Source organism: Nitrospira tepida, assembly GCF_947241125.1.
Lineage (GTDB): Bacteria > Nitrospirota > Nitrospiria > Nitrospirales > Nitrospiraceae > Nitrospira_G > Nitrospira_G tepida.
Genome location: NZ_OX365700.1, coordinates 2,216,141 through 2,243,109, shown reverse-complemented (window position 1 = coordinate 2,243,109; position 26,969 = coordinate 2,216,141). Strand labels below are relative to the sequence as shown.

The following is a 26,969-nucleotide window of genomic DNA, read 5'->3' as shown; positions in this document are numbered from 1 at the left end:
CGCCCGTCACGAAGCTCCATGAGCCATCGCGAACTTCCCAAAACCTACGATCCGCACGAGGTCGAGCAACGCTGGTACGAGTTCTGGGCCGGACGGGGCTATTTTCATGCCCGCGTGGATGACCCGGCGCAACCCTATACGATCGTAATCCCGCCGCCCAATGTGACCGGGTCGCTCCACGTCGGCCATGCGCTGAACAACTCCTTGCAAGACATCCTCATCCGCTGGCGACGGATGCAGGGGCGCAACACGCTCTGGGTCCCGGGCATGGACCACGCCGGCATCGCCACGCAAAACGTGGTTGAGCGGCAACTGGCGGCGGAGGGCCTTTCGCGGGAAACTCTGGGACGTGAGAAATTCATCGAGCGGGTCTGGGCCTGGAAGGAACAGTCCGGCGGGACCATCCTGCGCCAGCTCAGACGGTTGGGAGCCTCCTGCGATTGGGAACGCACCCGTTTCACGATGGATGCCGGGCTGTCGAAGGCCGTCCGCGAGGTCTTTGTCCGGCTCCACGAGGACGGGCTCCTCTATCGGGGCGAACGGTTGATCAACTGGTGCCCGCGCTGCCTGACCGCTCTCTCGGACATTGAAGTCGAACATGAGGAGACCACGGGAAAGCTCTACACGATTCGGTATCCGCTGGCGGACGATCCGTCTCGATGGCTGTTGGTCGCGACGACCCGTCCGGAAACGATGCTCGGCGATACGGCGGTCGCCGTGCATCCGGAAGACGACCGGTATAAGGATCTCATCGGCCGGCAAGTCGCGCTGCCGCTCACCAGCCGAACCATCCCAATTGTGGGGGATGCCATCCTCGTGGACCGCGAGTTCGGAACCGGCGCGGTCAAGATCACGCCGGCCCATGACTTTAACGACTTCGAAGCAGGCGAGCGGCATGCACTCCCCCGGATCAAGCTCCTGGATATCCACGCCCACCTCAAGGCCGGCCTCCTCGCGGAAGGCGCCAAGGCCGACCAAGGCGTGATTCAGGCCGTCGGCGATCTTCCGGTCGCGAAGGCTCGTCCGAAGATCGAACAGTTGCTTGCAGAACGAGGTCTCTTGGAAAAAGTCGAGCCGCACAAAATGGCGCTCGGCAAGTGCTACCGCTGCAAGACCGTGGTCGAGCCCTTTCTGTCAGACCAATGGTTCGTGAAGATCAAGCCGCTGGCCCGGCCCGCCATCGATGCGGTTGAGCAGGGCGACATTCAGATCATCCCCGAGGCTTGGAAGAACAACTATCTGGGCTGGATGCGCGACATCAAGGACTGGTGCATCTCCAGACAAATCTGGTGGGGACATCAGATCCCCGCCTGGTATTGCGAGACCTGTCATGGGAAATCCTTCATCCGTCGAGCCTCTGACGGAGTTCCGGTCATTCCATCCGATGCCGTGCCGCTCGTCGGCTTATCGAAACCGGCCTCCTGTCCCAAAGGGCACGGCGGGAGTCTCGTGCAGGACCCCGATGTGCTCGACACCTGGTTCTCCTCCGCCCTCTGGCCCTTCTCCACGCTGGGCTGGCCGGACAAGACACGGGATCTTGAGAAGTATTATCCGACCTCAACGCTCGTGACCGGGCTCGACATTCTGTTTTTTTGGGTCGCGCGCATGATCATGATGGGTCTGAAATTCATGGGTGAGGTGCCCTTCCGCGAAGTCTATATCCACGCGTTGGTCCGCGACGCCGAAGGGCAAAAGATGAGCAAGTCGAAGGGGAACGTGATCGACCCCCTCCATGTGATGGAACAGTACGGCACCGATGCCTTGCGCTTTACCCTTGCCTCCATGTCCACCCCGGGCCGCGACATCAAGCTCGCCGAGGAGCGGATCGAGGGCTATCGCAACTTCGCGAACAAGATCTGGAACGCCGCGCGGTTCATCCTGATGAACCTGGAAGGGCCGCGAACAGCAACACCGGCGAAAGAGCGCTCACTGCCGGATCGATGGATTCTTGCGCGGTTAAGCGAGACGATTGGATCCGTGTCGCAGTCGTTGGAACACTATCGCTTCGATCAAGCCTGCTCGTCTCTCTATCAGTTTGTCTGGCATGAGTACTGCGACTGGTACCTTGAGCTCGCCAAGGTTGCGTTGCAACAGCGGGACTCACCGGAAGCCAAGGCCACGAGGCAGACCTTGGAGGAATCCAGCGAAGCGCTCATGCGGCTGTTGCATCCCTTTATGCCCTTCTTAACGGAGGAGATCTGGCAGACGCTCCCCCACGAAGGTGAGAGCGTGATGATCCAGAGCTACCCTCGCCCCGATCCGGCCTGGGAGGACAAGGAAGCGGAAGAGGCGCTCTTACTGCTTCAACAGGCAGTCAGCCTCGTCCGCACCGGACGATCGTTGCTGAATTACAGTCCTGCCGTGCAGGTGGCCTTCTTCGTCGAATGCCAGCAGGCCGGGAACACCAGCGCGCTGTCCCGAATGACTGCCTATCTCTCTGCCTTGGCCAAAGGACCGGCGCAAGTCGCCGCCTCCCAAGGCTGGCCAAGCGAGAAGTTGCTGCAGCTGACCAGACAGGGCACGACCATCGGCCTGACCGTCATGGGCCAGGTGGACCTGCAGAAGGCCCTCGCGCGCATCGCCAAGCAGCGCGATGATGAAGCGCTCGAGCGTACTCGTCTCGAAGGCAAGCTCAAGAATCAGGAGTTTGTCGCAAAGGCGCCCCCCGAAGTCGTGGCCGAGCACCAGCAGCGGCTGGTCTTGATTCAAGACAATCAAGCCATCCTCGACAGCAGCCTTACCCAGCTCACGAACATGCTGGAACGGTAACCCGATGCAGCCTCTTTCGCCTGACCAGCTTCACGGCATTGTGATGGCGGCCTTGCAGGAAGATGCGCCCTTCGGCGACGCGACCACGGCCGCCCTGTTTCCCGATCCTGTGTCCGCCTCCGCAGTCGTGCTGGCCAAGCAGCATGTGACCGTGGCGGGGCTCGCGGTCGCAATTCAGACGTTTCGAGAGGTTGATGCCGCCTTGACCATGACCGAGCACGTTCCCGACGGCTCGACGGCGCAAGCGGGCGCTGCCCTGCTTACGATCGCCGGAGACGCCCGGTCTATCCTGCGGGCGGAACGGGTCGCGCTGAATTTCTTACAGCACCTCTCCGGGATCGCCACGCTCACGCGCGCCTATTGCGACGCAATCCGCGGCTATCCGGCCAAGATTCTCGATACGCGGAAGACGCTGCCCGGCCTCCGAGCCTTGGAAAAATGGGCGGTGAGCCTGGGCGGAGGGACCAACCACCGCTTTTCGCTGAGCGACGGCATTATGGTCAAGGACAACCATATTGCGTTGCTCGCGCAGGCGGGATTGTCGCTGGCGGAGGGTTGCCGCCTTGCGAGAGAACGGGCCCCGCATCGCCTGCGGATGATTGTCGAGGTCGATGCGCTGGAGCAGATCCCAATGGCGCTCGACGGCGGAGCGGACGTGATCCTCCTGGACAACATGATTCCTGCCGACGTACGAAGGGCCGTTGATCTGATCAAGGGCCGGGCGCTGGTGGAAGTCTCGGGGGGCATCACGCTGGCGACGGTCCGGGACTATGCGGCGGCCGGGGCCGACTTCATCTCGATCGGAGCCTTGACCCATTCGGCGCCGGCGGCGGATATCAGCCTTGACCTCACCCCGGCGTAAGTGCATAAGCGGATGATCTTCGCGGCGGTCTTGCCGCTTGTTGGCTTTCGCCGCCTCGCTTGTTGAATGATCTGACCCAAGAAGCCGTCGCCTCGTCATTGCGAACCCGTGTCTTCGGACGGCATTTGCACGTCCTCTCGCAGACCGACTCGACCAATTCCGCCCTGCTCAAGCTGGCTCAAGCAGGAGCCGAACATGGCACGGTAGTCTGCGCCGATCACCAGACCGCCGGCCGCGGCCGTCGGGGCCGGTCGTGGTTCTCCCGTCCCGGCGACGGTCTCTGTTTCTCGCTGCTGCTCCGTGGCCGCCGGCTTCTTTCTGATGATGTCCACTGGCCCGCATGGGTTCCCCTTGCCAGCGGCACGGCCGTTGCGCTGGGCATCGCCGATACGGTCGCCATCACTCCACAGCTCAAATGGCCGAACGATCTCCTCCTCGGCGGCCGCAAGCTGGGCGGGATCCTGTCTGAAAGCCTGTTGACGACTCAGTCTCCTCCGTTCTTCATCGTCGGCATTGGACTCAACGTCAACCTGCCGCAGAAGGACCTGCCGGAAGATCTGCACGACACAGCCACGTCATTGATCATGGCCACCGGCCGGCCGGTTGACCGCGCGCGGCTTCTTTCCAATATTCTTGAGCGGTTGGAAGAACAGCTTGAACCGGTGCTGGACGGCGAGATCGCGCAGGCCATTTCGGCCTATACAGGGTTGTGCGCCACGATCGGCCGGCAGGTCAGCATCGAGTTCGCGGCCGCGCCTCCCTTGATCGGGCTGGCCGAAGCCGTGGCGCCGGATGGAGCCCTCCTCGTTCAATCCCTCTCCTCCAGCTCCGGCCCCCGGAAGGCGGAGACGGTTGCAGTCCGGGTTGGAGATGTGGTCCACTTACGATGACGGGTGAACGACAGGCACGTATCCATGCTGCTCGCGATCGATATCGGCAACACCAATCTCGTGTGCGGGTTGTTCGAGGGGCCGCGCCTCCAGGGCCATTGGCGGCTTGCCACCAACCACCAGAAGACCGCCGACGAATACGGGCTCGACCTTCGCGGGCTGCTTCAATTGGCCGGGTTTCAGGTCGAACAGATCCATGGGGTAATTATCTCAAGCGTCGTCCCCTCGCTCACCTCCACGATCGAGGCAATGAGCGAGGCGTTTTTCCACCGCATTCCCTACCTCGTCTCGTCCGACACCGATTCCGGCTTGCAGCTCCGGTATGCCAATCCGAAAGAGATCGGGAGCGACCGGATTGTCAACGCCGCCGCAGCCTACGCCCAGTACCGGACGGACCTCATCATCATCGATTTCGGCACCGCGACGACGTTCTGCGCCGTCACGAGACGGGGGGAATATTTGGGCGGCGTCATCGCTCCCGGGCTGGGGATTTCCGCGGAGGCGCTCTGGTCCCGGACGGCCAAGCTGCCCAAGGTCGCCTTGATCAGCCCCAAGACCGTCATCGGGCGCGACACCGCGAGCAGCATTCAGTCCGGCCTCATCTTCGGCTATGCGGGACTGGTGGATGAAATCGTGGACCGGATGCAGCGGGAGCTCTGCACGACCCCGACGGTCATCGCGACGGGCGGGCTCGCCTCCGTGATTGCACCGGAATCGAGACGCATTCAGGCGGTCAAGCCGTTTCTGACGCTCGAAGGTCTCGAACTCCTCTATCGCCGCAATCGAGGCGACCTCGTCGATCGAGGAGAACCGGCCTGACCCGAAGGTTCGATTTCTTTCTCGCCTCTTTTCCCTGCCTGTCCTGCTCGCATGTCTGCTCGTCCAGATTTTCTGCGCTGTTCCTGTTGACTTTACCGACCCGGTGGCTATCTACCAACAACCATAGGTATACCCAGTGGATGAAAACATGGAAAACGGCAACAGTCTCAACGACTTATCCGATCAGGACACGGCTGAAGTGGCATCAAGCGACGGCCAGCAGGTGAGTGATCTGCAGCAACTTCGTGAGAGCCTCGCGGCAAAAAGCGACGAGGCGAAGGCGAATCACGATCGCTACCTCAGGACCGTGGCGGAGCTGGAAAATTACAAGCGGGTCTCCCAGCGCGAACAGCGGGAGAGCATTCGCTACGGCAACGAATCCATCCTGAAGGAACTGCTTCCGGCGATCGACAATCTGGAGCGTGCCATTCAGGCCGCCAAGACCAGCGCCGGAACGGACGCCTTGATCCAAGGGGTGGAATTGACCCTCAAGCAACTGCAGGAGGCGATCGGCCGATTCGGGGTCAAACCGATATCCTGTATCGGTAAACCCTTCGATCCGACCTGCCAGCAAGCGGTGACCCAGGTCGAAAGCTCACGCATCGCGCCGGGATGCGTGGTCGAGGAGTTTCAAAAGGGCTATCTATTGCACGACCGTGTCTTGCGGGCCGCGATGGTGAGCGTGGCGACAGCCCCTTCGGCCCCAGACTCGGAGTCCGGCCAGGATTCTTGACGCAACGGAAAACGAAGCGGTCCGCTCGTCGGGTCATCCGGCCGGCGGGTGGCAGCGCCGCTTCGTGAGGAAGGAGAGACCCAATGGGAAAAGTTATCGGCATTGATTTGGGAACCACCAACTCCTGTGTGGCCATCATGAGCGGCGGCGATCCCGCCGTCATCGCCAATGCGGAGGGGAGCCGCACCACGCCGTCGGTGGTCGCGATCACCGACAAGGGCGAGCGACTGGTCGGCCAAATCGCCAAACGCCAGGCCATTACCAACCCCGAGAACACGATCTATTCGGTGAAGCGCCTGATGGGGCGCAAGTTCCGCAACCGCGAGGTGCAGGACGCCATGAAGCGCCTCCCCTACAAGGTGGTGGAAGCCGACAACGGCGACGCGCACGTGGAGATTCGTGGCAAACGGTACAGCCCTGCCGAAGTGTCGGCGATGATTCTGCAAAAAATGAAGCAGACCGCGGAGGACTATCTAGGCGAAAAAGTGACCGAGGCGGTCATCACCGTCCCGGCCTATTTCGACGACAGCCAGCGTCAGGCCACCAAAGACGCCGGCCAGATCGCCGGCCTGAACGTGTTGCGCATCATCAACGAGCCGACCGCCGCCTCGCTCGCCTACGGCCTGGACAAGAAAAAAGACGAGCGCATCGCGGTTTACGACCTGGGAGGCGGCACCTTCGACATTTCGATCCTTGAGATCGGCGAAGGCGTCTTCGAGGTGAAGTCCACCAACGGCGACACCTATCTCGGCGGCGACGACTTCGACCTGCGGATCATGGACTGGCTCGTCGAGGAGTTCAAGAAGGATCAAGGCATCGACCTTAAGAAGGACCGCATGGCGCTCCAGCGGTTGAAGGAGGCCGCCGAGCGGGCCAAGATCGAGCTGTCCTCCTCCCAAGAGAGCGAGATCAATCTGCCGTTCATCACGGCCGACGCCAGCGGTCCGAAACACTTGGTGACCAAACTCACGAGAGCGAAGCTCGAACAGCTCGTCGATGACCTGATTCAGCGCACGATCGAACCCTGCCGGAAGGCCTTGGTCGATGCCGGGGTCGGCGCGCGGGACATCCACGAGGTGGTATTGGTCGGCGGCATGACCCGCATGCCGAAGGTCATTCAGACCGTCAAGGACTTCTTCGGCAAAGAACCCCATCGGGGCGTCAACCCCGATGAGGTGGTCGCGGTGGGGGCCGGCATTCAAGGCGGCGTCCTTAAGGGCGAGGTCAAGGATGTCCTCCTGCTGGACGTGACGCCGTTGACCCTCGGCATCGAAACGCTCGGCGGGATCTTCACCCACTTGATCGAGCGGAACACCACAATTCCGACTAAGAAGAGCCAGGTGTTCTCCACCGCCGCGGATAACCAGACCGCGGTCACGATCAGGGTCTTCCAAGGGGAGCGCGAGATGGCCAACGACAACAAGCTCCTCGGCCAGTTCGATCTCGTGGGCATTCCGCCGGCTCCGCGCGGCGTGCCGCAGGTCGAGGTGACGTTCGACATCGACGCCAACGGCATCGTGCACGTCTCGGCCAAGGACCTTGGAACCGGCAAGGAACAGTCGATCAAGATCACGGCATCAAGCGGCCTCAGCAAGGAGGAGATCGAGAAGCTCGTCCGCGACGCGCAAAGCCATTCGGACGAGGACAAGAAGCGCCGGCAGTTGGCCGAAGCCCGCAACCAGGCCGACACGCTGATCTACGGGACGGAGAAAAATCTGAACGAGCACGGCGACAAGATCTCGGAGGACGAGAAGACCAAGATCAAGGATGCGGTGGCCGCCTTGCGCAAGGCGATGGAAGGCAACGACCTCGACGCCATCCAATCCGCCACCCAAACCCTCACCTCCGCCTCCCATAAGCTGGCCGAGGAGATGTACAAGAAGGCCAGCGCCTCCGCCTCCCCGGGCGGCTCCGGAGGACCGGAAGGCAACGGCGGTGCGACCGGGAAAACCGATGAAAAGGTTGTGGACGCGGAGTTTGAAGAAGTAGACAAGGACAAAAAGTAGTTTACAATCTCAACGACGGGGCCGATCTCCGAACCGGAGGTCGGCCCTCCTATTGACCGACTTTCCAACCGGCCGTGGCATCCGTGAGCAAACGCGACTATTACGACGTCCTCGGAGTGGAACGCACCGCCTCCGACGACGAGATCAAGAAAGCCTTCCGGAAGTTGGCTCGCCAACATCACCCCGACCTCCACGCGGCGGACAAGGACAAGAAACAGGCGGAAGAAAAATTCAAAGAAGCCAACGAAGCCTACGAGGTCTTGAGCGATCCGGAGAAGCGCAAGCGCTATGACATGTTCGGCCATAGCGGGGCCCAGGGCGGGGCCGGGTTCGAGGGATTCGACTTCGGACAGGGCGGCGGATTCGGGGACATCTTCAACGACATCTTCGAGGACTTCTTCGGCGGGACGCGCGGCGGACGCCAGCGGGGCGAGCGAGGCTCCGACCTTCAATACAATCTTGAGCTGACGTTCGAAGAGTCGATCTTCGGCAAGGAAGCCAAGCTGAAGATTCCCCGCTGGGAGGTCTGCCACGACTGCAACGGCACCGGCGCCAAGTCGGCCGCCTCCATCAAAACCTGTCCGAGTTGCCAGGGATCAGGCCAGATCCGCCTGCAACAGGGATTCTTCAGCGTCAGCCGGACCTGCCACCATTGCGGCGGAAGCGGCCATGTCATCACCGAGCCCTGCAAGACCTGCCAGGGGCGCCAACGGGTGTATAAGGAACGGCTGCTGGCCGTCCACATTCCCCCCGGCATCGAAGGAGGGATGCGGCTCCGGCTGGCCAATGAAGGGGAGCATGGGGTCAACGGCGGTCCTCCCGGCGACCTCTTTGTCGCCGTCTCGGTCAAGCCGCACCCCGTATTCTCTCGAAAGGGGCAAGAGATCTACTGCGACGCGCCGATCAATTTCGTCACGGCCGCCCTCGGCGGACAAGTGGAGGTGCCGACGCTCCATGGGACGGCGACGATCAAAATCGCTCCCGGCACCCAGCACGAAAAACAGGTCCGCATCAAAGGCGCAGGCGTGCCCAGCCTCAAGGGCGGGCAGCCCGGCGATCAGGTCTGCGTCGTCAAGATCCACATTCCCACCAAACTCACGCAGCGCCAGAAAGACCTCTTGGCCGAGTTTGCCAAAGAGAGCGGCCTCACCGCCGCGACGGAAGGAGATGGATTTTTCGACAAGGTCAAAACGCTCTTCGAGTAACGTGCTCGCCCCTTGCGTCCTGGTTGACCCTCTTCTATCGTCTCCCCATGCCGGCTTTCTTCGTCTCGAGTGAACAGGCGGTCGGGACCACCATCGTCATCCGCGGCGATCTGTTGCGCCATCTTCGCACCAGCCTGCGGGTTCGACCGGGCGAAGAACTCAGGCTCACGGAGGACCATGTCCGCCGCCATCGCGCTCGGGTCACATCAGTGACCGCGGAGCAACTGACCGCGTCCGTGCTCGATACGGCTCAGCGGCCTGCTGGGACGGCGCCGGCCGTGATCCTAGGGCAGGCCCTGCTCAAGCATGATCAGATGGACTGGGTAATCCAAAAGGCGACGGAACTGGGCGTCGCCTTCGTCATACCCCTTATCACGAGCCGGGGTGTCGTGCGGCCGGACGCCGCGCGTATCAAGGCGCAGCGAGAACGGTGGAACAAGATCGCCTTCGAAGCCGCCCAGCAAGCGGAGCGTTGGGATATCCCGGAGGTCATGGAACCGCAAGCCTGGCCCGATTGGGTGGGCGCCCTTCCCTCCGCTGCCACGCGACTGTTGCTGCATGAGCGCCGCCGGTCGGTCCCCCTGTCGGATATCCCGCTCTCCGAGGCGGTTGGGGAACCTTTCGTCCTGGCCATAGGGCCGGAAGGAGGCTGGACTGAGGATGAAACCTATGCCGCCGACCAGGCGGGATTTCGATCGGTCAGCCTGGGTGAACGAATTCTTCGGGCTGAAACGGCGGCTCTCGCCGGGCTGACCCTCCTCCAAGGGAGGTTGGGACAGCTTCGCTGAGGGACAGACTGCTTCGCGACGGCTCCACCGTTACGGCATCAGAGACAGAATCGTTCCGTTCTCCCCGACCGCCCAGCCGCGGGATGCATCGGCAAAGGACAAGCCGAACAGCGAATACTTGGCAATCGGCGGGTGAGGCAGCCAGGTAATCCCCGCATCGGCGGTCGAATACAACGCGCCGCCTTCTCCCACCGTCCATCCGGTCTTGGAATCGGTAAAGCGGATTTTCAGGAAATCCGTGACGCGCTTGCACCCGCCGACGCAGGAAATCGAGCGATCCACCCATTGTTGCCCGCCGTCGCTCGTTTGCAACATGATCCCGGCGTTGCCGACGACCCAACCGTTGGCGTCGTCCAGGAACGCGACGTCAAAGAACGTCCCCGCGCTATGGCTGGATTGCGCCTGCCAATTGGCGCCGCCGTCTTGGCTGACGAGTATCGTTCCAAGGGCTCCGACCGCCAGGCCATGTTGTTCGTTCAAGAACGTGACCGAGTAGAGATTGGCGGTCGTCTCGCTGGATTGCTCGACCCAATGTTTGCCCCCATCCTCCGTATGCAGAATGACGCCCCGGTCTCCAACCACCCACCCTCGCCGTCCGCCGAGGAACGTGATTCCATAGAGCGTCGCTTGGATGCCCGTCGGCTGGGGTATCCAGGTTTCGCCCCCGTCGGTCGTGGCCAGGATCGTCCCGTTGGCCCCAGTCACCCATCCCCGACGGTCGTCCGCGAAGAAGATCCCGGCCAACAGCGTTCGCACCCCACTGGGGACCGCTCGCCATTTTTTCCCGCCGTCGGTCGTCTTGAGAATCGTCCCGCCGGCTCCGACGGCCCAGCCCAATTGTGGAGATCTGGCCTGCACGCCCATCAAGGTGTTCGTCGTCCCGCTTTTTTGCGGGATCACGCGCACCCGTTCGGCGCCTTCGGCGATACGAGGGGAGGAGAGCAGCGAACAGAGGAAGAAGATAGCCCAGCCCCAGACGATTACCGGCATAACGCTCGATCGGGACTGAAGACCGGCAAACCGTATCGCGGATCGGTCGGCATGGGGGAAGAGACGATCGCGTTTATTCCTTGATACCGAGGGGGGCCATGCCATGTTCCTCGAACAGCCCCTGCTCCGGAAGCCCACGGTGCTCGACGGTGAACTCTCCGACCGGAACAGTGATGTACTGCTTCGGTTGGCAGCAAGACCCGTCCGGCAAGACATCCCATGACCCCCGGCGCACCATCAACGTCCCCTTTGAGAGATCTGGCAAGAATTCTCCCGGCTTTCCCACGCCGAAGACATGGCGGCGCGGGACGACGACTTTGATTTCGTTGTCGGTCCAGGACAGGATGTGCAGCGCCACGCCGTTCAACAAGACCTCCGTTCGGGACACATCCTCGCCGAATTGAAAACGATCACCCACATAGGCTTGACTGCTCAGACCAAGCTGGATGGCCTCCCGCATGATGAGAAAGTCTCCGAAGCCCGTTCCCTTGATCGTGACGACCTCATCAAGCCCGGCCGAATGGGGTTCGTAGGACGTGACCTGGGGGGTGACGACCGTAAAGTGCCCGGCCTCGGTCGTCAGCACGGTTCGTTCGGCGCAACAACTGCCGTCCGGATTGGGCTTGACCGCTCCCCGCTTCACCACCACGGGCCCGTCCTTCGCGCTGAACGGCACCCAGACATCAATTCTGTCCTGATGCCAGCGATAAATGATCGCGGGCACCCCGCCGATCTCGACGGCGTTTTCCCCTGGATCAAAATCCGCAAAGGCATAGGGGGTCTCGCCGCTTTCCGAGTAATAACCGAAATTCTCGCCGCTGATCCGGAGGAGGGTGCCGATGGGTCCCTTCTCAGGCTTAATTTTCGTCACCTTCGGCACCGTCACGGTGAACTGTGACAATGTGCGCTGCATCCCGGCCTTCTTCAGAACCAAGGGGCCTGATTCGGCGCCGAGCGGCACATGGACCACGATCATCGAGTCCTTCCACTGGGCCACGACAGCCGGATGCCCGTTGAACAGCACCGCGTCGTCTGTCCCCTTGCTGTTGCCGAACCCCAACCCGAACAGCACCACCTTGGTGCCGATCGGACCGCTGACGGGATCGACACGCACTGTCGGCATCAATGAGATCTTGACGCTGTTGCTGAGCACATGTTGCACGGTGGCGCAACAGGAGCCGTCGGGAAGCGGGTCCGACGAAGCCAGCCGGATGTGAATGTCTCCGCTGGCGGCATTGGCGGGAACTTCGACCTCGATCTTATCGTCCCTCCAGCGCCGCGGCCGGACCACGACGCCTCCGATCACCACATCGTTGACCCCGAACATGGAATTGGGGTCGCGCGGGCCCGCCGTGGGGCCGAAATGTTCTCCCAACAGTTGCACGATTTCACCAGGCTCCGCCTCCGCAGGGACAACCTCCCGGATGACCGGGCGCTGGACGGTAAAGGTCCCGGCTGCAATCTTCTGCTTGCCCTTGTGGATCTCGACCGGTCCGTCCTTCGCTTCGTAGGGCACTTTGACCTCAATCAGGCTGGGGTCCCAACGCTGGATCAAGGCCGGTACGCCGCTGAAGAGGACACGGTTCTCCCTCGTGGATTGGAACCCGCCAAATCCGCTTCCAACGATGGACACAGTGGCGCCGGGAGCGGCGCTCGACGGCTGCAGTTGCACGGCCACCTTGGATTGTTTGGGGGACTTCTTCGGCGATGCGGCGAATGCCTCTTCCACTGGACCGGCCCAACTCGCCAGCAGGAGCATCAGCCCCACAACCGAGCGGATCGTCGCACCACCTCGAGATTGTATTGGAACGTCAGGACAATATGAGTTCAACATGTTATGAGCTTTTGTTGCGCGGATGAATGATAGTGGAGCCCTGCCTGTACCAGTAACTCCTCACGCAACAGAAATGGCTGTTCGAGATGGAGTTATCGTGAGGCGACGGACGATGTTGGACTATAACAAGGCATTTTTTTGAGTGTCAAGGCAGCGGGAATGGGGCGGGTGGTTTACGTATCCGTCGAAATTTCGACGATCAACTCCAGCTCAACCGGCGCATTGAGGGGCAACTCTGCGGCGCCGACTGCCACTCTGGCATGGCGGCCCGCCTCGCCGAACGCCGCCACCAGCAAGTCCGAGGCGCCGTTGACGACGGCCGGCTGTTGGACGAATCCTTCGGCCGAGGCGACATGACCGGTCATGCGCACGACCTGACCGATTCGGTCCAAGTCGCCGAGTTCGCTCTTGAGAATGGCCAGCGCATTGAGCAATGCCAGCCGCGCCGCCTCCACCCCCTGTTCGACCGTCAAGTCTCGGCCTAACTTTCCCGTATAGGACAGCCGGCCGTTTTTCATCGGGAGCACGCCGCTCAGGAACAACAACCGGCCCGATCTGACGGCCGGCACATAGTTGGCGACCGGCTTGGGGGCGGTCGGCAGTTCCACCCCCATCTCTCTCAGACGTTCCTCGCAGGACATGGCTCCGACCTCTTCTCCATGACGGCGGTCACCGGCCGCCGCTCCCTCATCCGCCCCGCAATGCGGCCAGGTAACTGTCGCCCGACGGCAGGCGCGATGCGCCGAACGCTTCCGCAATCGTTTGCCCCAGATCCGCGAAGGTCCGAAGCGTGCCCAGATTCACCCCCTTGGCGACGCGCGGGCCGAACATCAACAACGGCACAGGGTCGCCGGTCGCCTCTCCTCCTCCCAGCACATCCCGCGCGTGGTCGGCGGTCAGACACACCAGATCGCCGGGCTTGAGCTTGGCCTGAAGCTCCAACAGGCTCACATCGAGCTTTCCCAACGCCTGGGCCCAGTTGGAGGCGAACGATGCGGCGCCTCCCCATTCTACGTCATCGAACAGGCCGGCGACGATCAGCCCTCGCGGCGTGGTGGTCAGGGTCTTCATCAACTCGCTCCAGACGGCGGCTGTCTTCCTGACGGAAATCAATCTGGTGAAACCGGTCCCGTTGACCAGATCCCCGACCTTGCCGATCCCCGTCACCAATTGTTCGACGTCCACGAGCGCTTCAAACAGCGATGTTCCCGGCGGGGCCAGGCAACTTTCCCGCGCCTGATCCAGCCAGTGGAAGGCTCCGGGCGGCCCGCCGATCGGCCGAGCCACCACTCGTGCAAGCGGACACAAGCCCTGCGCAGCCTTTCTCACATCTCGACAGATGCGGAACAATTCCGGCGGAGGGCACAGGGTATCATGCGCCGCGATATGGCAGGCCGCGCCCTGATCTCCCCAGATCAGCAGGTGCCTGTGCGCGAGCGCCTCTGCGGCCGTGTGTCCCAGCAGGGTGCGGAGGTCAGGAAAGGCGACCGGACGAACGGACGCTTTGGCCGTCCGCTCGACCAATTCCCTGAGCGATGCCGGGAGCGTATCCCGATAAGAAGGGAACGGATGCGGCGGCGCCAGACCGGAGAGTTCCCACAGGCTCGTGAGGGGATCCGATCCCGGACTCGACCGAACCATGCGCCCGAAGCAGCCCTCCGGCTGGTCCATGCGCCGCAGACGGGATGGTCCCGCCACATGGCCAAGGCCCAGCGCCTCCAGCGTCGGAAGGGCCACATCCGGAGCGGCCTCGAGAACCGACCCTAGTCCCCTCCCCTTGGCCTGTCCTTTCTCTGCTTGATCGGACTCGGAAAGGGCGCCGCCCCCCAGGCCGTTGACGAAAAGCACAATAATCCGTTGAATCACGCGCGCACTATAACAGAAGCCACCAGGGCCGAAAAGACGGCGGGACCGGCGTCATCCTGCCACGCGGCCTGCTACCCCTCGCCGCTCAGCGGCCTCTTCAAGAATCTTAATGCCAGCGCTGGTGCCGATCCGATCAGCGCCCGCATCAAGCAGGGCCAGGGTGGTCGCAAGGTCGCGAATGCCGCCCGACGCCTTGATCCTGGCCCGGCCGGCCACGGCATCCTTCATCAACCGGACATCCTCCACTGTCGCGCCGCCTGCCGCAAAGCCGGTGGACGTCTTCACATAGTCCATGCCGGCTTCCACCGCGAGCCGGCAGGCCGTCCGTTTCTCCTCTTGGGCCAACAGGCAGGTTTCGAGGATGACCTTATGTTCTACGCCTGGGGTTGCGCGCACGACTGCGGTCATGTCCCGTCTGACATAATCGAGATCCCCGGACTTGAGCCGGCTCACGTTCAAGACCATGTCCAATACGGTGGCGCCCAACGCCACTCCTTCGCGCGCTTCGGCCACCTTGGCGCCGGTGGTCTGGCCGCCAAGCGGAAAGCCGACGGGCATGCCGACACGGATGTTCATGCCGCGCACCGCCGCCACGACCTCTTCAATGTAGCAGGGAGGCACGAAGATGACGGTGAAGCCGAGCCGCTGCGCCTCCTCGCAGAGCCGCAGGACATCGGCCCGCGTGGCCTCCGGGCGAAGAATCGTATGGTCGATCAAGCCGGGCAACCGATCTATGACTGTCATGATCCGCCCTCTCCCTTGATGGTCATCTGTGCTTGCACCCAACAGGAACCTGGCGTCGTGACCCCGGGCCCGCTCTACAAGCGGGCGCCCGCCATCCGCCGGAACGGCCGCTTCTGGAATTTCTCCACGGCGTGGTTATGCTCGTCCAACGTCGAGGAGAAATAGTGGGTGCCGTCGTTCCGCGACACGAAATACAGGTAGGCTGCATTGGCCGGATACAAGGCGGCTCGGATCGACTGGGCCCCGGGACTGGCGATGGGGCCGGGCGGGAGTCCGCGCACCCGGTAGGTGTTGTACGGACTATGGTCGGACAGGTCCCGCTTGCGCAGGTTTCCGTCGAACTGCTCCAATCCGTAGATGACCGTGGGATCGCTTTGTAGCGGAATCTTGCGCCGCAACCGATTGTGAAAGACCGCGGAGATCAGCTCGCGTTCCTCCCCCACGCTGGTTTCCTTTTCGATCACGGACGCAAGCGTCAGGACTTGGTGCATCGTCATCCGCATGTCGGCCGCGCGCAGCCTCCAGGCCGGAGTGAAGACCTGCCACAATTTCGAGACCATCACGTGGATCAGGTCCTTGGCTTTGGTTCCCCTGGCGACATGATAAGTGTCCGGAAACAAATACCCTTCCAGGCTGGCGGCATCGATCTCAAGCGACCGGATAAACTCGCGGTCCGTGCAGAGCCGCCGGAATTCCCGCGCATCGACCAGCTTATCGATGTCGAGGACATCCGCGATTTGAGCGATCGAGTAGCCCTCCGGCACCGTAATCGGATGTAAGACCACCTGGCCGGCGACCAATTTGTCGAGAATCTCCTGCGGCTTCATCCCCGGATTCAATTCGTACTCCCCCGAGATGATCCGCCGGTCGGCCGAGTGGGAGCGCCCCAGCAACACAAAACGGGAGCGGCTCTTGATGAGCCGCTCCCGTTCGAGTTGTGCCGCGATCTGTTGGAACGTCGCTCCCTCCGGAATCGTCACGATCTTCGGCTGAGCTTGGCGGGGATCGGTCGCGACGGGAGAGTCGGCCCATCTGGTCATCTGATAGCCGATGACACCCGCCACCAGGAAGGCAACAAGGATGATCAGCAGGATCAATCGTCCGTACATCGTCGGGTCGGTTTCGCTTATCCGCTCGGCGCTCCCCCGTTCCGCGAACCGCTATCGTCGGTCGGCCAGTCTTCGGCCGAGGGTGCGTCTGGTGTCGTGGAGGAATCCGCGTGAGCGGCCCTGCTTGTCTGGCCGGCCAGATAGCTTTGCAGCAGGATCGCCGCCGCGACGCGATCCACGACCTGCCTGCGCTTGGCGCGGCTGAGGTCCGCCTCGATCAACAACTCCTCCGCGCTCTGCGTCGTATGGCGCTCATCCCAAGTCACGATCGGGACGGACAGCACCGGCTGCAGGAGCCGGCGAAAGTCCTCGACCACCGCGGCTTCCGGCCCCAACTCTCCAGTGGTGCGAATCGGCAACCCGAGCACGACCTTCCCCGCCTCATGTTCACGCACGAGCGTCGCAATATGGGCGAGATCGGCTTCCAGCGTTCTCCGCCGATAGGTTTCCAACGGTTGCGCCGTCCAGCCGAGTTCATCGCTGAGCGCCACCCCGATCCGCTTGGTCCCGTAATCCAGCGCGAGGATTCGCTTGCCCATCAGCTTACTGTCCAAGTGCCTGCTCCACCAGCGGAAAGACCTTTTCGAGGGCGCGAGGCAACCCTTCCGGTTGCTTCCCTCCGGCCTGAGCCAGTTCCGGCCGTCCTCCTCCGGTCCCTCCGACTTCGACCGCCATGGACTTGATCAGCTCGCCGGCCTTGATGGACGCGGTCAGGTCCTTGGTCACGGCGACCAGCAGCGAGACTTTGTCGTCGCTCACGCCGCCGAGCGCCACGACTCCTGATTTGAGCTTATCACGGACCCGGTCGGCCAGCGCGCGCATGCCGTTCATGTCCATGCCGTCGGTCCGCTGCACATGCACCTGCACCGAGCCGATTGTGCGGACCTGGGCGTCGGTCGAGGCCCCGCTGGCGAGCTTGAGCTTCAACTCCTCCAGTTCCCGCTCCTTTTCCTTCAACTGCGCCGCCAGTTTCCTGGTCCGGCCGACAAGGTCGGACGGCGCGACCTTCAGGATCTCCGACAGCTCCCGAACATCCGCCTCCAACCGCTTGAGCGCGGACAGCGCGCCTACCCCCGTCTGCGCTTCGATCCGGCGCACCCCGGCGGCCACTCCGGTCTCGGACAGGATGCGGAAGAGACCGATCTCGCCGGTGTGACGGCAATGGGTGCCGCCGCAGAGTTCCTTGCTGAACTCTTCGATGGTCACGACCCGCACCTGTTCCCCGTACTTATCCCCGAAGAAGGCCAGCGCGCCGGCCGCGACCGCATCCTGAATGCCCATCACCTGCGTCCGCACCTGCTCATTGCGGCGGATCTGGTCGTTGACGATCGCTTCCACTTCGTCGATATCCCTGCCGGACAGCGCCTTGAAATGCGCGAAGTCGAATCGCAGCCGATTCGGCGCGACCAGCGATCCATATTGTTTGACATGCGGGCCCAGAAGATCGCGGAGGGCGGCATGCACGAGGTGCGTCGCCGTATGGTTGCGAGCCGCGTCCTGTCTCGTGTTGGCCCGCACCTGGGCCTGGAGCCGATCCCCTTCGCGCACAAGACCGCTCTGGACCCTCCCCTTGTGCACAAACATCGTGGGAAGCGGCTTGACGGTTTCCGTGATCTCAATCCGGCCTTCCGGCCCCACCAGCACCCCTTGATCCCCGACCTGCCCGCCGCCTTCCGCATAAAAGGGCGTGACATCTAGGACGCACTCGATCTCGTCACCGGCCGTTGCTTCCTTGACAAGCCGGTCGCCCTTCAAGATGGCCTGGAGCACGCTTTCGCTCTGCAACCGTTCGTACCCGACGAATTGCGTGGCCGGCACCCGTGCCGACAGCTCCGCCAACATCGGGCTCACGGCCTCCGACTCGAACGAGGCGGATTTCCGCGCCCTCGCCCTCTGTTCATCAATGGCCCGGTCGAACCCCTCTTGATCGACGGCCAGGCCCTGCTCGCGACAGGCTTCCGCGATCAAATCCATCGGAAAGCCGTAGGTATCATAAAGTTTGAAGACCTCCGGACCGGCCAGCACCGGCTGGCCGGCGGCTTTGGCCTTCGCCACCATGTCGTTGAGGATGGGCAGACCCTGGTCCAATGTGGCGATGAACCGCTCTTCTTCCCCTTGCGTCACCTCCGTGATCGTATCAGCCGCGGCGCGCAGCTCCGGATAGAACGATCCCATGGAGAGCGCCACCGAGCCGGTCAGGTCGTACAGGAACGGTTCCGAGACGCCCAGCAGGCGACCGTGGCGCGCCGCGCGCCGGAGAATCCGGCGCAACACATACCCGCGCCCTTCGTTCGACGGCAGAATGCCGTCGGCCACCAGAAACGCGATGGCCCGCAGATGGTCCGCGATCACGCGCATGGACCGATCACTCGAAAGGTTCGCGCCGTACCGTTGCCCGGTCCTGGTCCCGATGGCGTGAAGAATCGGCGCAAAGACATCGCCGTCGTAGTTGCTGTGTTTCCCCTGGACGACCGCGGCCAGGCGTTCCAGTCCCATGCCCGTATCGATGCTCGGCCTGGGAAGCGGCTGCCGTTCGCCCCTGTCGTTTTGGTTGAACTGCATGAACACGAGGTTCCAGATCTCGATCACGCGATCGCCGTCGCCGTTCGGCCGGTCGTCACCCGGCACCGCCGTTCCCTGGTCGAAGTGAATCTCGGAGCAGGGGCCGCAGGGACCCGTGTCCCCCATCTGCCAGAAATTATCCTTCTCGCCGAACCGCATGATGCGTTGGTCCGGCATGCCGATCCTTTTCCATAGGCTTGCCGCGTCGTCGTCATCCTTATAGACCGTGACCCAGAGGCGATCCTTGGCCAACCCGACCTCCTTGGTCAGGAACTCCCATCCGAACTCAATGGCCTCGGCCTTGAAGTAGTCCCCGAACGAGAAGTTGCCGAGCATCTCGAAAAAGGTATGGTGCCGCGCCGTGTAGCCGACGTTCTCCAGATCGTTGTGCTTTCCTCCGGCCCGCACGCACTTCTGCACCGTGACGGCCCGCTTGTAGGCCCGGCTCTCCTCGCCGAGGAACACCCGCTTGAATTGGTTCATCCCGGCGTTCGTAAACAACAGGGTCGGGTCCGCCTGAGGAATCAGGGGCGAGCTGGCCACCGCCTGATGGCCCTGCCGCTCAAAATAGCGGAGAAACGCCTGGCGGAGGGCTTCTGTCGTGTGATTCATGAAACCATCCTTCCGTAAGTCCGGCTACTCGCCGTGGGCATCCCCGTCGTCGCGATGTTCCATCCCGATCGCTTCTGCGATCACCTCTTCGCCAAACCCGCGTTGCCGCAGGAGTGAGGCAAGCCTGGCCGGCGAGACGGCCCGTCCCCCTTTTTGCTGTTGCCTAATGATCTCTCCCGCGAATCTCCGTTCGGTATCGCGCCCATACAAACGCGCCAGCGTCTCGGCGACCAAGGGTTCATCAAAGCCCTTGGCCAACAATTCGGCTTCGAGGGCTGGCTTGGCCATGGGGCGCCGCTGCACCCGAGACTCGGCCCATCGAAAGGCGAAGGAACGATCATTCAGATAGCCGAGCTCGATGCAACGTGCGACGGCCTCCCGAACGATTTTCTTCGGCACTCGCTGCCGTTGCAGATAGCGAGTAAGTTGCGCGGCAGTCCGATCACGCAGTGACAGATACTTGAATGCCAGTTGAATGGGGTCCCGCCGGGGGGAGATCACGCGCCGCCGGGAGGACGAGTCCTTCATGGCATCACGGCCACTGTGGCGCTGCCAGATCGCGCAATGCCGGACGAGCGTCACCCCCGCACCGCGTGCGACCGCCTCTCTTTCTCCTCGCCCTTCGCGTCGGCCTTCTTCTCGTGTTTGTCGTCCTTGTCGGACCGCTTGTCGGACGCCTTGGCTCCGACTCCCGAGGATTCTCGAATTCGATGCTCGATATCGCGGGCGATGGCCGGATTGTTCTTTAGGAAATCCCGGACCTGCTCCCTTCCCTGGCCCAACCGCTCGCCCTTATAGGAATACCAGGCGCCGGACTTCTCCAAAACCCGCTTCTCGACGCCGAGATCGACCAGTTCGCCCATTTTCGAGATGCCTTCCGCAAACATGATGTCGAATTCCGCCTGTTTGAACGGGGGCGCCATCTTGTTCTTCACCACCTTGACCCGGACGCGGCTGCCGGTCACGTCGGTGCCTTCCTTGATCGATTCAATCCTTCGGATGTCGAGCCGAACGGAGGAATAGAATTTGAGGGCGTTCCCGCCGGTGGTCGTCTCCGGATTGCCGAACATCACTCCCAGCTTCATACGAATCTGGTTGATGAAAATGACCATCGTCTGGGATTTGGAGATCGCCGCGGTCAATTTCCGCAGGGCCTGCGACATCAGCCGCGCCTGCAAGCCCATGTGGGCGTCACCCATTTCCCCTTCGATTTCCGCGCGCGGCACCAGGGCCGCCACGGAGTCGATCACCAGCAGATCCACGGCCCCGCTGCGGACCAACGTTTCCGCAATTTCCAGCGCCTGCTCCCCGGTATCGGGCTGCGAAACCAGCAGATCGTCCGTGTTGACTCCCAATTTGCGCGCGTAGCCGAGATCCAGCGCATGCTCGGCGTCGATAAACGCGGCGATGCCGCCGGCTTTCTGCGCTTCGGCGATCACATGCAGCGACAGGGTCGTTTTGCCCGAGGATTCAGGGCCGAAGATCTCGATGACCCGGCCTCGGGGCAAGCCACCGATCCCCAACGCAATATCCAACGACAGCGAGCCGGAGGACACGACCGGGGCGTCGACGACCACCTCCGCGGTGCCGAGCTTCATCACCGCTCCCTTGCCGTACTGTTTTTCGATTTGAGACAGGGCCAGATCCAGCGCGCGTTTCTTGTCGTCCTTTTCGGCCATTCCAGGCTCCTTCGTTGGGATCAAAATCGTGGAATTATACCCGACACGGTCGGGAAAAACCTAGCGCCGGTGCCGGAGGGATGCTCCACGTCTCCTCATGCGGACGCGGGCGGAACATGGTACAGTGTGGCCGTCGCTCCTCGGTCCGTGCGGACATGCGCTCAGGTGTTTCCCCAATGCGGACAACTCGGTTCCTCCCGTTCGTCTTCGCCCTGCTTCTGTGGACGGCCGGCGTCCATGCCAAACAGCCTGGTCCGGCCTCGTCTGATTCACAGCAGACAGGACCGTCGGCGATCATGGTGCATGCCGCTGCCCCGCTGGCCCTCCTCAAACCGGCATTGGATGAGTTGGACGCGGCGTGGCGCCAACGGACCGGCGACCGCTGGACGGCTCTGGCCCAAGGAGCCGGCTTTATCAAATATGCGTGGAAGCGGGAACGGGCGGAATGGACCGTCAGAGGAAACCACGTCGACTTCAGCCTGACGATCACCTTCACGGCCGATACCGCCACATCACCGGAAAGCAAGACCGTCGCTTCCTGCGGACGCCGTGCGGCGGGCCGAGCGCCAGGCAGGGTCGTCGCGCGTATTACGTCCGTCCTATCATTGGGACCGCAATACAATGTGCAGGCCTCCAGCAAGGTGACCTCCGTGCAGGCCGTTGGAGCCTGCCTTCGCGAACTGGACCGGGCGGACCTGACTCCCACGGTCGCCTATCTCCTGCGCGCCGACCTCCAGCAGGCGCTTCCGATCCTCAACACGCATATTCAACGCCAATTCCAATTCAAGGAACCGGTCCAGAGGGCCTGGACCTCCCTGCAACGGCCCGTGGCGGTCGATGAGCGGCAACATCAGACGCTGCTCCTCGACCCACGAGAAACCAGAGCCGGGTCCATTGAAGGACAGGACAGCCTGTTGAAGGCGGCGATCGGATTCATGGTGCTTCCCCGCTTAACGAACGGGCAGGTCGCGACTTCCACCGCAGTCCCGCTTCCACTCCTTAAGACCACGCCTCCCCCGGATGGATTCCATGTCTCACTCGACGTCCCGCTTCCATACGAAGAGGCCAACCAACAACTGGCTCAACGGCTCGTGGGACAAACCTATGGAACGGAGCCTGGCACGATCACCATTCGACAGGTGCATTTCCATCCGGCGGGTGACAAGGCCGCGCTTGAGATGACCCTGGACCTGGCCGGCCTTGCGCCGATCACGCTCCTGATGCAAGGCGAGCCACGATACGAGCCGGAGACCCAAACCGTCCGTTTCACTCATTTCGATTACCAGATCAAGAATCGCTCCATGCTGACCGATTTCGCGGAATCACTGTTGCATGAAGAGTTCCGCCGTTGGCTGGAGCAAAGCGCGACCCTTCCCCTGGCGGATAAACTGGAGGAGGCACGGCAGCAATTAGAAGCCGGCCTCAACCGCGATGTGGATGGCGGGAGGCTCCAAGGCCGAATATCCATATTGCGTCTCGTCAGCCTGACCATGAAGCCCACGCTGGTCCTTGGTCGCTTCATCGCCGAGGGTGAATTACATTACCATGTGCGAAGCCGGCAGTTTCTCCGCTAACCGTCTTCCCGAGGAAGCCTGAGATCACAGCGAAAAAGTTCGCAGCAGCGCAATCCTGGACGATCGACTGACAGATCTGAAACTCGCTGCCTTGGGAACGACTACCATGCGCATGTGACGGACCCGTCGCATTACCCGATCTGAACCGCTGCGAGCAAGAACCCTGATTGTCCGACGCAGCGGCGACATGCTATAGTTGTGTTTCGCTTGTTCGAATTCTGTTTCGATTCCCTTCCAGTGCTTGCGTGGCGGTGTAGCTCAGTTGGTAGAGCAGCGGACTCATAAACCGCGTCTCGTTTCTCCCTTTCACACGCAAAACTCCACAAACTCCAAGAGAATCGCAGCGTCCAGCGCACTTTCTCGTTTTCCGACATCCGATCTCTTCCCGCCCAAACCGACCAGTTCCGGCCTCCTGGTGAACATCTGGTGAACATATTGAGGAAGTCGCAACCAAAGGAACTGTTCAAATTAGCAGACTGCTTGTCTCCAGTAGGGACAGATCCTCAGCGCATGATCACTTTTCCGGTCTGGCTCCAATAATAGTAAATCGAGAAATTTGGATAGATCGCGCCAAGGGTGTTCTGACCTGCAACCGTGAATAAGCAGCCGACTGCCCCTACCCAATGTTCTCCGAGCCGATACTGGATCGTCGGTTGAACCCCGAGGGAGTTGAACCCATGACGCCCTCCGACATTGATATCCTTGCCATCGGCCCGCCAAGGAAGGCCATGGAAGCCCACGAACTCCAGGTTGTACCCCAAACCCCGCTTGTCGTTGAAGATGTGTTCAACAATCAGGCGCGTGTTGATGATATCGGCTGGATAGGTCGTCTCCCCCGCATCGCTGCCGGGAAGATGGTACGAATAGAACACACCGCCGCTCACGCGAAACGGTTGCAGGTTCTTCCGAAACATCACCCCTTCCGTCCAGGTCAACGACCCGAATCGAGAGGCTGGAAGTCGCCCCAGCGGCGCAAAGCCGCCTGGAGGGCTTTCACTCCCCGTCACCCAACGACTGGTCGGTAACACAATCATGTTGAACGTTGTGATGGAAGGACGCCATCCATCCGGATCTTGAATAATCGGCCGGTATTTCAAGTACACCTGTGTATCGCCCAGGCCGGAATCCGTAGTCCACGGCCCCCCCTTTCCCTGATTAAACTGCGCGCTGGAATTCGCCCACCAGAATGAGCCCGAGAGACCGACATTGAGCTCGAAGTGGCTCGTCAGGCCATAGGCCATCGTGACGACTGGTGCTATCTGATACGAGTGGACAGGGGAGGAAGTGCTCTTGGTAGTCAGATCGTTTCCGAATTGTTTCTCACTAATCTGAGAAAATAAGAACGGATGGAAGGTGAACTGTCCCTTCGGGTGGATGTCAACCCCACTAATAAAAATCGGCCCGTTCGACAGCGGATTCCAGCTTTTCCGGTACTTTTGCATCTCTTGATCGGTGGGCACCCAATCCAGCGCATGTGACACCCCTCCTCCCGTGAGCTCGAAACAAAGGATGATCCCGAGGATACATGCCACTTCGGAAAAGCATGTCCGGAGGACTAGTTCCTGTGGTGTCCGGCTGTGCAGAGTTCTGCACACATAAGGCTGTTGCTTCATTCAATCCTCGCCTATGACATTGAGTCATGTTGATCAGTCCATGATTCGACTGCTTCAAAACCCCACCCCGCGAGTCTCTACCACGCGACACCGTGACCAAACTGTGAGATCGCTTACACAAGCCTGGTGAGCAGATGATAGGCGAGTGCGGAAAGAAGTCCGGAAGCAGGAAGCGTGACGACCCACGCCAGGACCATGTCACGCACCGTGGACCATCGAACGGCACTGACGCCTTTCAACAATCCAATGCCAATGATCGCCGAACTGCTGACGTGGGTCGTCGAGACCGGCAACCCCATCACGGCGGAGACCATCACCAGCGAGGAGGTCGTGAGATTCGCAGATAATCCCTCACCGTGATCCATCCGTGTGACCTTCTCCGCAAGGACTTGGGTGACACGGAGTCCTGCCAGGTAGCTCCCGACGCCCATCGCCATCGCCACGCCGATGAGTGCCACACCTTGATAGGCCGCGCTGGGCCAAGTCGCGACAGCGCTTCCGAGCAGCAATATCGCCGCAATCTTGGGGGCGTCGTTCGTTCCACGAGCCAGCGAAGCCAATCCGCTTGAGCACCAATGGATACTGTCCAACCCAACAACGAGCCCGCTCAGTCCCGCCCGGTCGCACTGAACCGGAACGGCCACCACCGGTCGCCCCAGAGCCGCGGTCTGAAACAAAGTACGTGTGGCTCCCTGCGCATCGATCATGACCAGCGCCCTGGCGGTCGGCATCACACAAACACAGGCTCCTTCCCATCGAGCCGCGAGCGTGCGGACAAGACGATGCACAATGACAGAGACCATCAGGGCCAGCACGGGACTGAGGATGAGCGGCAAGACAATCTTCCTTCCAATTCCCTTCCACAGAAGCCCCTCACTTCCAAATGCGACGAGGCCTACCCCGACGATCGCGCCGGTTAACGCATGGGTGGTGGATACAGGGAGGCCGCTCCAGGATGCGGCCAGTACCCACAGGACCGCGCCAATGAGCACGGCGGCGGCGATGGGCGGCGATGCGGGAGCGTCTGGCGCCAGCAGTCCTTGGCTGAAGGTCTTCACCATCGCGGTGGCGACCAATCCCGAGAGCCCAGCGCCGATCATTGTCCAGAGCGTTCCCCAGAGGATCGCGGTCCGGTAGTTGGTCACCCCGCTGCCAACGAGGGTGGCAATTGCTTTGGACACATCGTTCGCGCCGTTGGCGCAAGCCAGAGACAACACGAGGACGAATGTGAGGATCGATAACTCCATACGAGTCGGCCAGCTATGCTGTCGTGACCGCCCCGCCGCAAGACGAGCCGGCACCGGCCGTGCAGGCGTAGCAGTGATTCCTCGTCACAATCCTGCGTGCGCTCAGGCGGGTCGGATCGAAGTCACGAATATGGCGTGGCATTCCCTTGTCGACCGGCAGGTTGAGCATCTGATTAAAGTCGCAATCGTACAGGGTGCCGTCCCATCCCACGGAAATCATCGACCGGCACATGACGCCGGCGGCAGCGGCCGGGTTGAACGCAGTGGCCAATCGATCCATGTAGGCCTCATAATTGCCGCTCTCGATCAGGAACTCCAGGAACCGACTGATGGGCATATTCGTGATGGTGTAGAGACGGTTGAACTCGACGCCGTGCCGGCTCCGGAGTTCTTTTCTAAACTGCGCTTCGATGGCCTCTTGCTTGGGAGGGAGAAACGCGCCGACGGGATTGTAAACGAGGTTCAAAACAAGGCCGCTGTCCGGTCGACCGTATCCGAGGCGATTCAAGAGTTTGAGGGCCTCGATCGATTTCTCAAAGATCCCTTCTCCCCGCTGCGCATCGGTCTGGCTAGCACGATAGGCCGGAAGCGACGCAATGACTTCGACGCGATGGGCAGCCAGAAACTCGGCAAGATCTGCTTGGGAGGGAAGCAGCAACACGGAGAGATTGCAGCGATCCATCACATGACGGCCGAGCGCACGAGCCTGTTCGACCAGCCAACGAAAGTTCGGGTTGAGCTCGGGTGCGCCGCCGGTGATGTCGACGGTTAGAACGTCGGTCCTGGCCAACGCCGCGAGACAGAGTTCGGCGGTCTCCTTCGACATCGTTTCGGTGCGGTCCGGCCCTGCATCGACGTGACAATGCCGGCAGGTCTGGTTGCAGAGCTTGCCGACGTTGATCTGAAAGACCGTGATCCCTGTGGCGTGGAGCGGGAACAAGTCGGCCTGATTGAGTCGCCTTTCAAACGGAGGACAACCGGCCGTTTCTGTCAGCACCTTGAGCTGTTCAGCGGAAGAGGCGAGCGGGTTGTGTCGTCCGAGCAAGGTCAGCGCCATCTCTATATCC

The 26,969-nt window shown here is 61.8% G+C and carries 22 protein-coding genes; 9 read left to right on the top strand and 13 right to left on the bottom strand.

From position 1 onward, the window contains the following. The first annotated feature begins 18 nt into the window (after positions 1–18). The 8 genes from QWI75_RS10590 to QWI75_RS10555 all read left to right on the top strand — a co-directional run bounded on the left by QWI75_RS10590 (position 19) and on the right by QWI75_RS10555 (position 10,072). A complete protein-coding gene (locus QWI75_RS10590) occupies positions 19–2,769 on the top strand; it encodes a valine--tRNA ligase (RefSeq protein ID WP_289268547.1) in 2,751 nt (916 codons plus the stop codon). Positions 2,770–2,773: 4 nt separating this feature from the next. Further along, on the top strand, positions 2,774–3,631 hold the full coding sequence (gene nadC, locus QWI75_RS10585) for a carboxylating nicotinate-nucleotide diphosphorylase (RefSeq protein WP_289268546.1): 858 nt from the start codon (positions 2,774–2,776) through the stop codon (positions 3,629–3,631). Positions 3,632–3,729: 98 nt separating this feature from the next. Next, on the top strand, positions 3,730–4,521 hold the full coding sequence (locus QWI75_RS10580; protein ID WP_289268545.1) for a biotin--[acetyl-CoA-carboxylase] ligase: 792 nt from the start codon (positions 3,730–3,732) through the stop codon (positions 4,519–4,521). A 24-nt stretch (positions 4,522–4,545) separates the two neighbouring features. Next, the gene (locus tag QWI75_RS10575) at positions 4,546–5,340 is read left to right on the top strand and encodes a type III pantothenate kinase (protein WP_289268544.1); all 795 of its coding nucleotides are present in this window, start codon (positions 4,546–4,548) and stop codon (positions 5,338–5,340) included. 148 nt (positions 5,341–5,488) lie between these two features. Continuing rightward, on the top strand, positions 5,489–6,073 hold the full coding sequence (gene grpE / locus QWI75_RS10570; RefSeq protein WP_289268543.1) for a nucleotide exchange factor GrpE: 585 nt from the start codon (positions 5,489–5,491) through the stop codon (positions 6,071–6,073). Between the two features lie 83 nt (positions 6,074–6,156). Then, on the top strand, positions 6,157–8,079 hold the full coding sequence (dnaK, locus tag QWI75_RS10565) for a molecular chaperone DnaK (protein WP_289268542.1): 1,923 nt from the start codon (positions 6,157–6,159) through the stop codon (positions 8,077–8,079). Positions 8,080–8,162: 83 nt separating this feature from the next. Continuing rightward, positions 8,163–9,284 (top strand): molecular chaperone DnaJ, encoded by a 1,122-nt coding sequence (gene dnaJ / locus QWI75_RS10560; RefSeq protein WP_289268541.1) that lies wholly within the window; start codon positions 8,163–8,165, stop codon positions 9,282–9,284. A 47-nt stretch (positions 9,285–9,331) separates the two neighbouring features. Continuing rightward, positions 9,332–10,072, top strand: coding sequence for a 16S rRNA (uracil(1498)-N(3))-methyltransferase (locus tag QWI75_RS10555; protein ID WP_289268540.1), 741 nt, complete (start codon positions 9,332–9,334; stop codon positions 10,070–10,072). A gap of 30 nt (positions 10,073–10,102) precedes the next feature. Here the strand turns inward: QWI75_RS10555 and QWI75_RS10550 are convergent, their stop codons facing one another. From QWI75_RS10550 to recA, 10 genes are all read right to left on the bottom strand, one after another. Beyond that, positions 10,103–11,062 (bottom strand): WD40/YVTN/BNR-like repeat-containing protein, encoded by a 960-nt coding sequence (locus QWI75_RS10550; protein WP_289268539.1) that lies wholly within the window; start codon positions 11,060–11,062, stop codon positions 10,103–10,105. A 73-nt stretch (positions 11,063–11,135) separates the two neighbouring features. Then, complete coding sequence (locus tag QWI75_RS10545) at positions 11,136–12,821, bottom strand: IPT/TIG domain-containing protein (protein WP_370693633.1); 1,686 nt, start codon at positions 12,819–12,821, stop codon at positions 11,136–11,138. A 248-nt stretch (positions 12,822–13,069) separates the two neighbouring features. Beyond that, entirely contained in the window at positions 13,070–13,537 is a 468-nt protein-coding gene (locus QWI75_RS10540) for a RidA family protein (protein ID WP_289268537.1), read from the bottom strand. 46 nt (positions 13,538–13,583) lie between these two features. Then, a complete protein-coding gene (locus QWI75_RS10535) occupies positions 13,584–14,744 on the bottom strand; it encodes an alkaline phosphatase family protein (protein ID WP_289268536.1) in 1,161 nt (386 codons plus the stop codon). Between the two features lie 69 nt (positions 14,745–14,813). After that, positions 14,814–15,506, bottom strand: a complete 693-nt coding sequence (gene deoC, locus QWI75_RS10530; protein ID WP_289268535.1) for a deoxyribose-phosphate aldolase — start codon at positions 15,504–15,506, stop codon at positions 14,814–14,816. 74 nt (positions 15,507–15,580) lie between these two features. Then, the gene (gene mltG, locus QWI75_RS10525) at positions 15,581–16,615 is read right to left on the bottom strand and encodes an endolytic transglycosylase MltG (protein ID WP_289268534.1); all 1,035 of its coding nucleotides are present in this window, start codon (positions 16,613–16,615) and stop codon (positions 15,581–15,583) included. 17 nt (positions 16,616–16,632) lie between these two features. Further along, positions 16,633–17,169 (bottom strand): Holliday junction resolvase RuvX, encoded by a 537-nt coding sequence (gene ruvX / locus QWI75_RS10520; protein WP_289268533.1) that lies wholly within the window; start codon positions 17,167–17,169, stop codon positions 16,633–16,635. Then, complete coding sequence (gene alaS, locus QWI75_RS10515; RefSeq protein ID WP_289268532.1) at positions 17,159–19,789, bottom strand: alanine--tRNA ligase; 2,631 nt, start codon at positions 19,787–19,789, stop codon at positions 17,159–17,161. Before alaS ends, ruvX begins: the two co-directional genes overlap by 11 nt. Before the next feature lie 24 nt (positions 19,790–19,813). Beyond that, positions 19,814–20,371, bottom strand: coding sequence for a regulatory protein RecX (locus tag QWI75_RS10510; RefSeq protein ID WP_289268531.1), 558 nt, complete (start codon positions 20,369–20,371; stop codon positions 19,814–19,816). Next, a complete protein-coding gene (gene recA / locus QWI75_RS10505) occupies positions 20,368–21,468 on the bottom strand; it encodes a recombinase RecA (RefSeq protein WP_289268530.1) in 1,101 nt (366 codons plus the stop codon). The genes QWI75_RS10510 and recA overlap by 4 nt, the downstream gene beginning before the upstream one ends. A gap of 176 nt (positions 21,469–21,644) precedes the next feature. On the opposite strand from recA, the gene QWI75_RS10500 reads away from it, so the two are divergent. Continuing rightward, complete coding sequence (locus QWI75_RS10500; RefSeq protein WP_289268529.1) at positions 21,645–23,042, top strand: DUF4403 family protein; 1,398 nt, start codon at positions 21,645–21,647, stop codon at positions 23,040–23,042. 503 nt (positions 23,043–23,545) lie between these two features. On the opposite strand, the gene QWI75_RS10495 is transcribed toward QWI75_RS10500, so the two are convergent. The 3 genes from QWI75_RS10495 to arsS all read right to left on the bottom strand — a co-directional run bounded on the left by QWI75_RS10495 (position 23,546) and on the right by arsS (position 26,959). Then, complete coding sequence (locus tag QWI75_RS10495; protein WP_213041706.1) at positions 23,546–24,523, bottom strand: hypothetical protein; 978 nt, start codon at positions 24,521–24,523, stop codon at positions 23,546–23,548. 245 nt (positions 24,524–24,768) lie between these two features. Continuing rightward, complete coding sequence (locus QWI75_RS10490; protein ID WP_213041707.1) at positions 24,769–25,902, bottom strand: inorganic phosphate transporter; 1,134 nt, start codon at positions 25,900–25,902, stop codon at positions 24,769–24,771. A 13-nt stretch (positions 25,903–25,915) separates the two neighbouring features. Further along, positions 25,916–26,959: an arsenosugar biosynthesis radical SAM (seleno)protein ArsS gene (gene arsS / locus QWI75_RS10485; RefSeq protein ID WP_213041708.1), complete on the bottom strand. Its 1,044-nt coding sequence runs from the start codon at positions 26,957–26,959 to the stop codon at positions 25,916–25,918. Positions 26,960–26,969 lie beyond the last annotated feature (10 nt).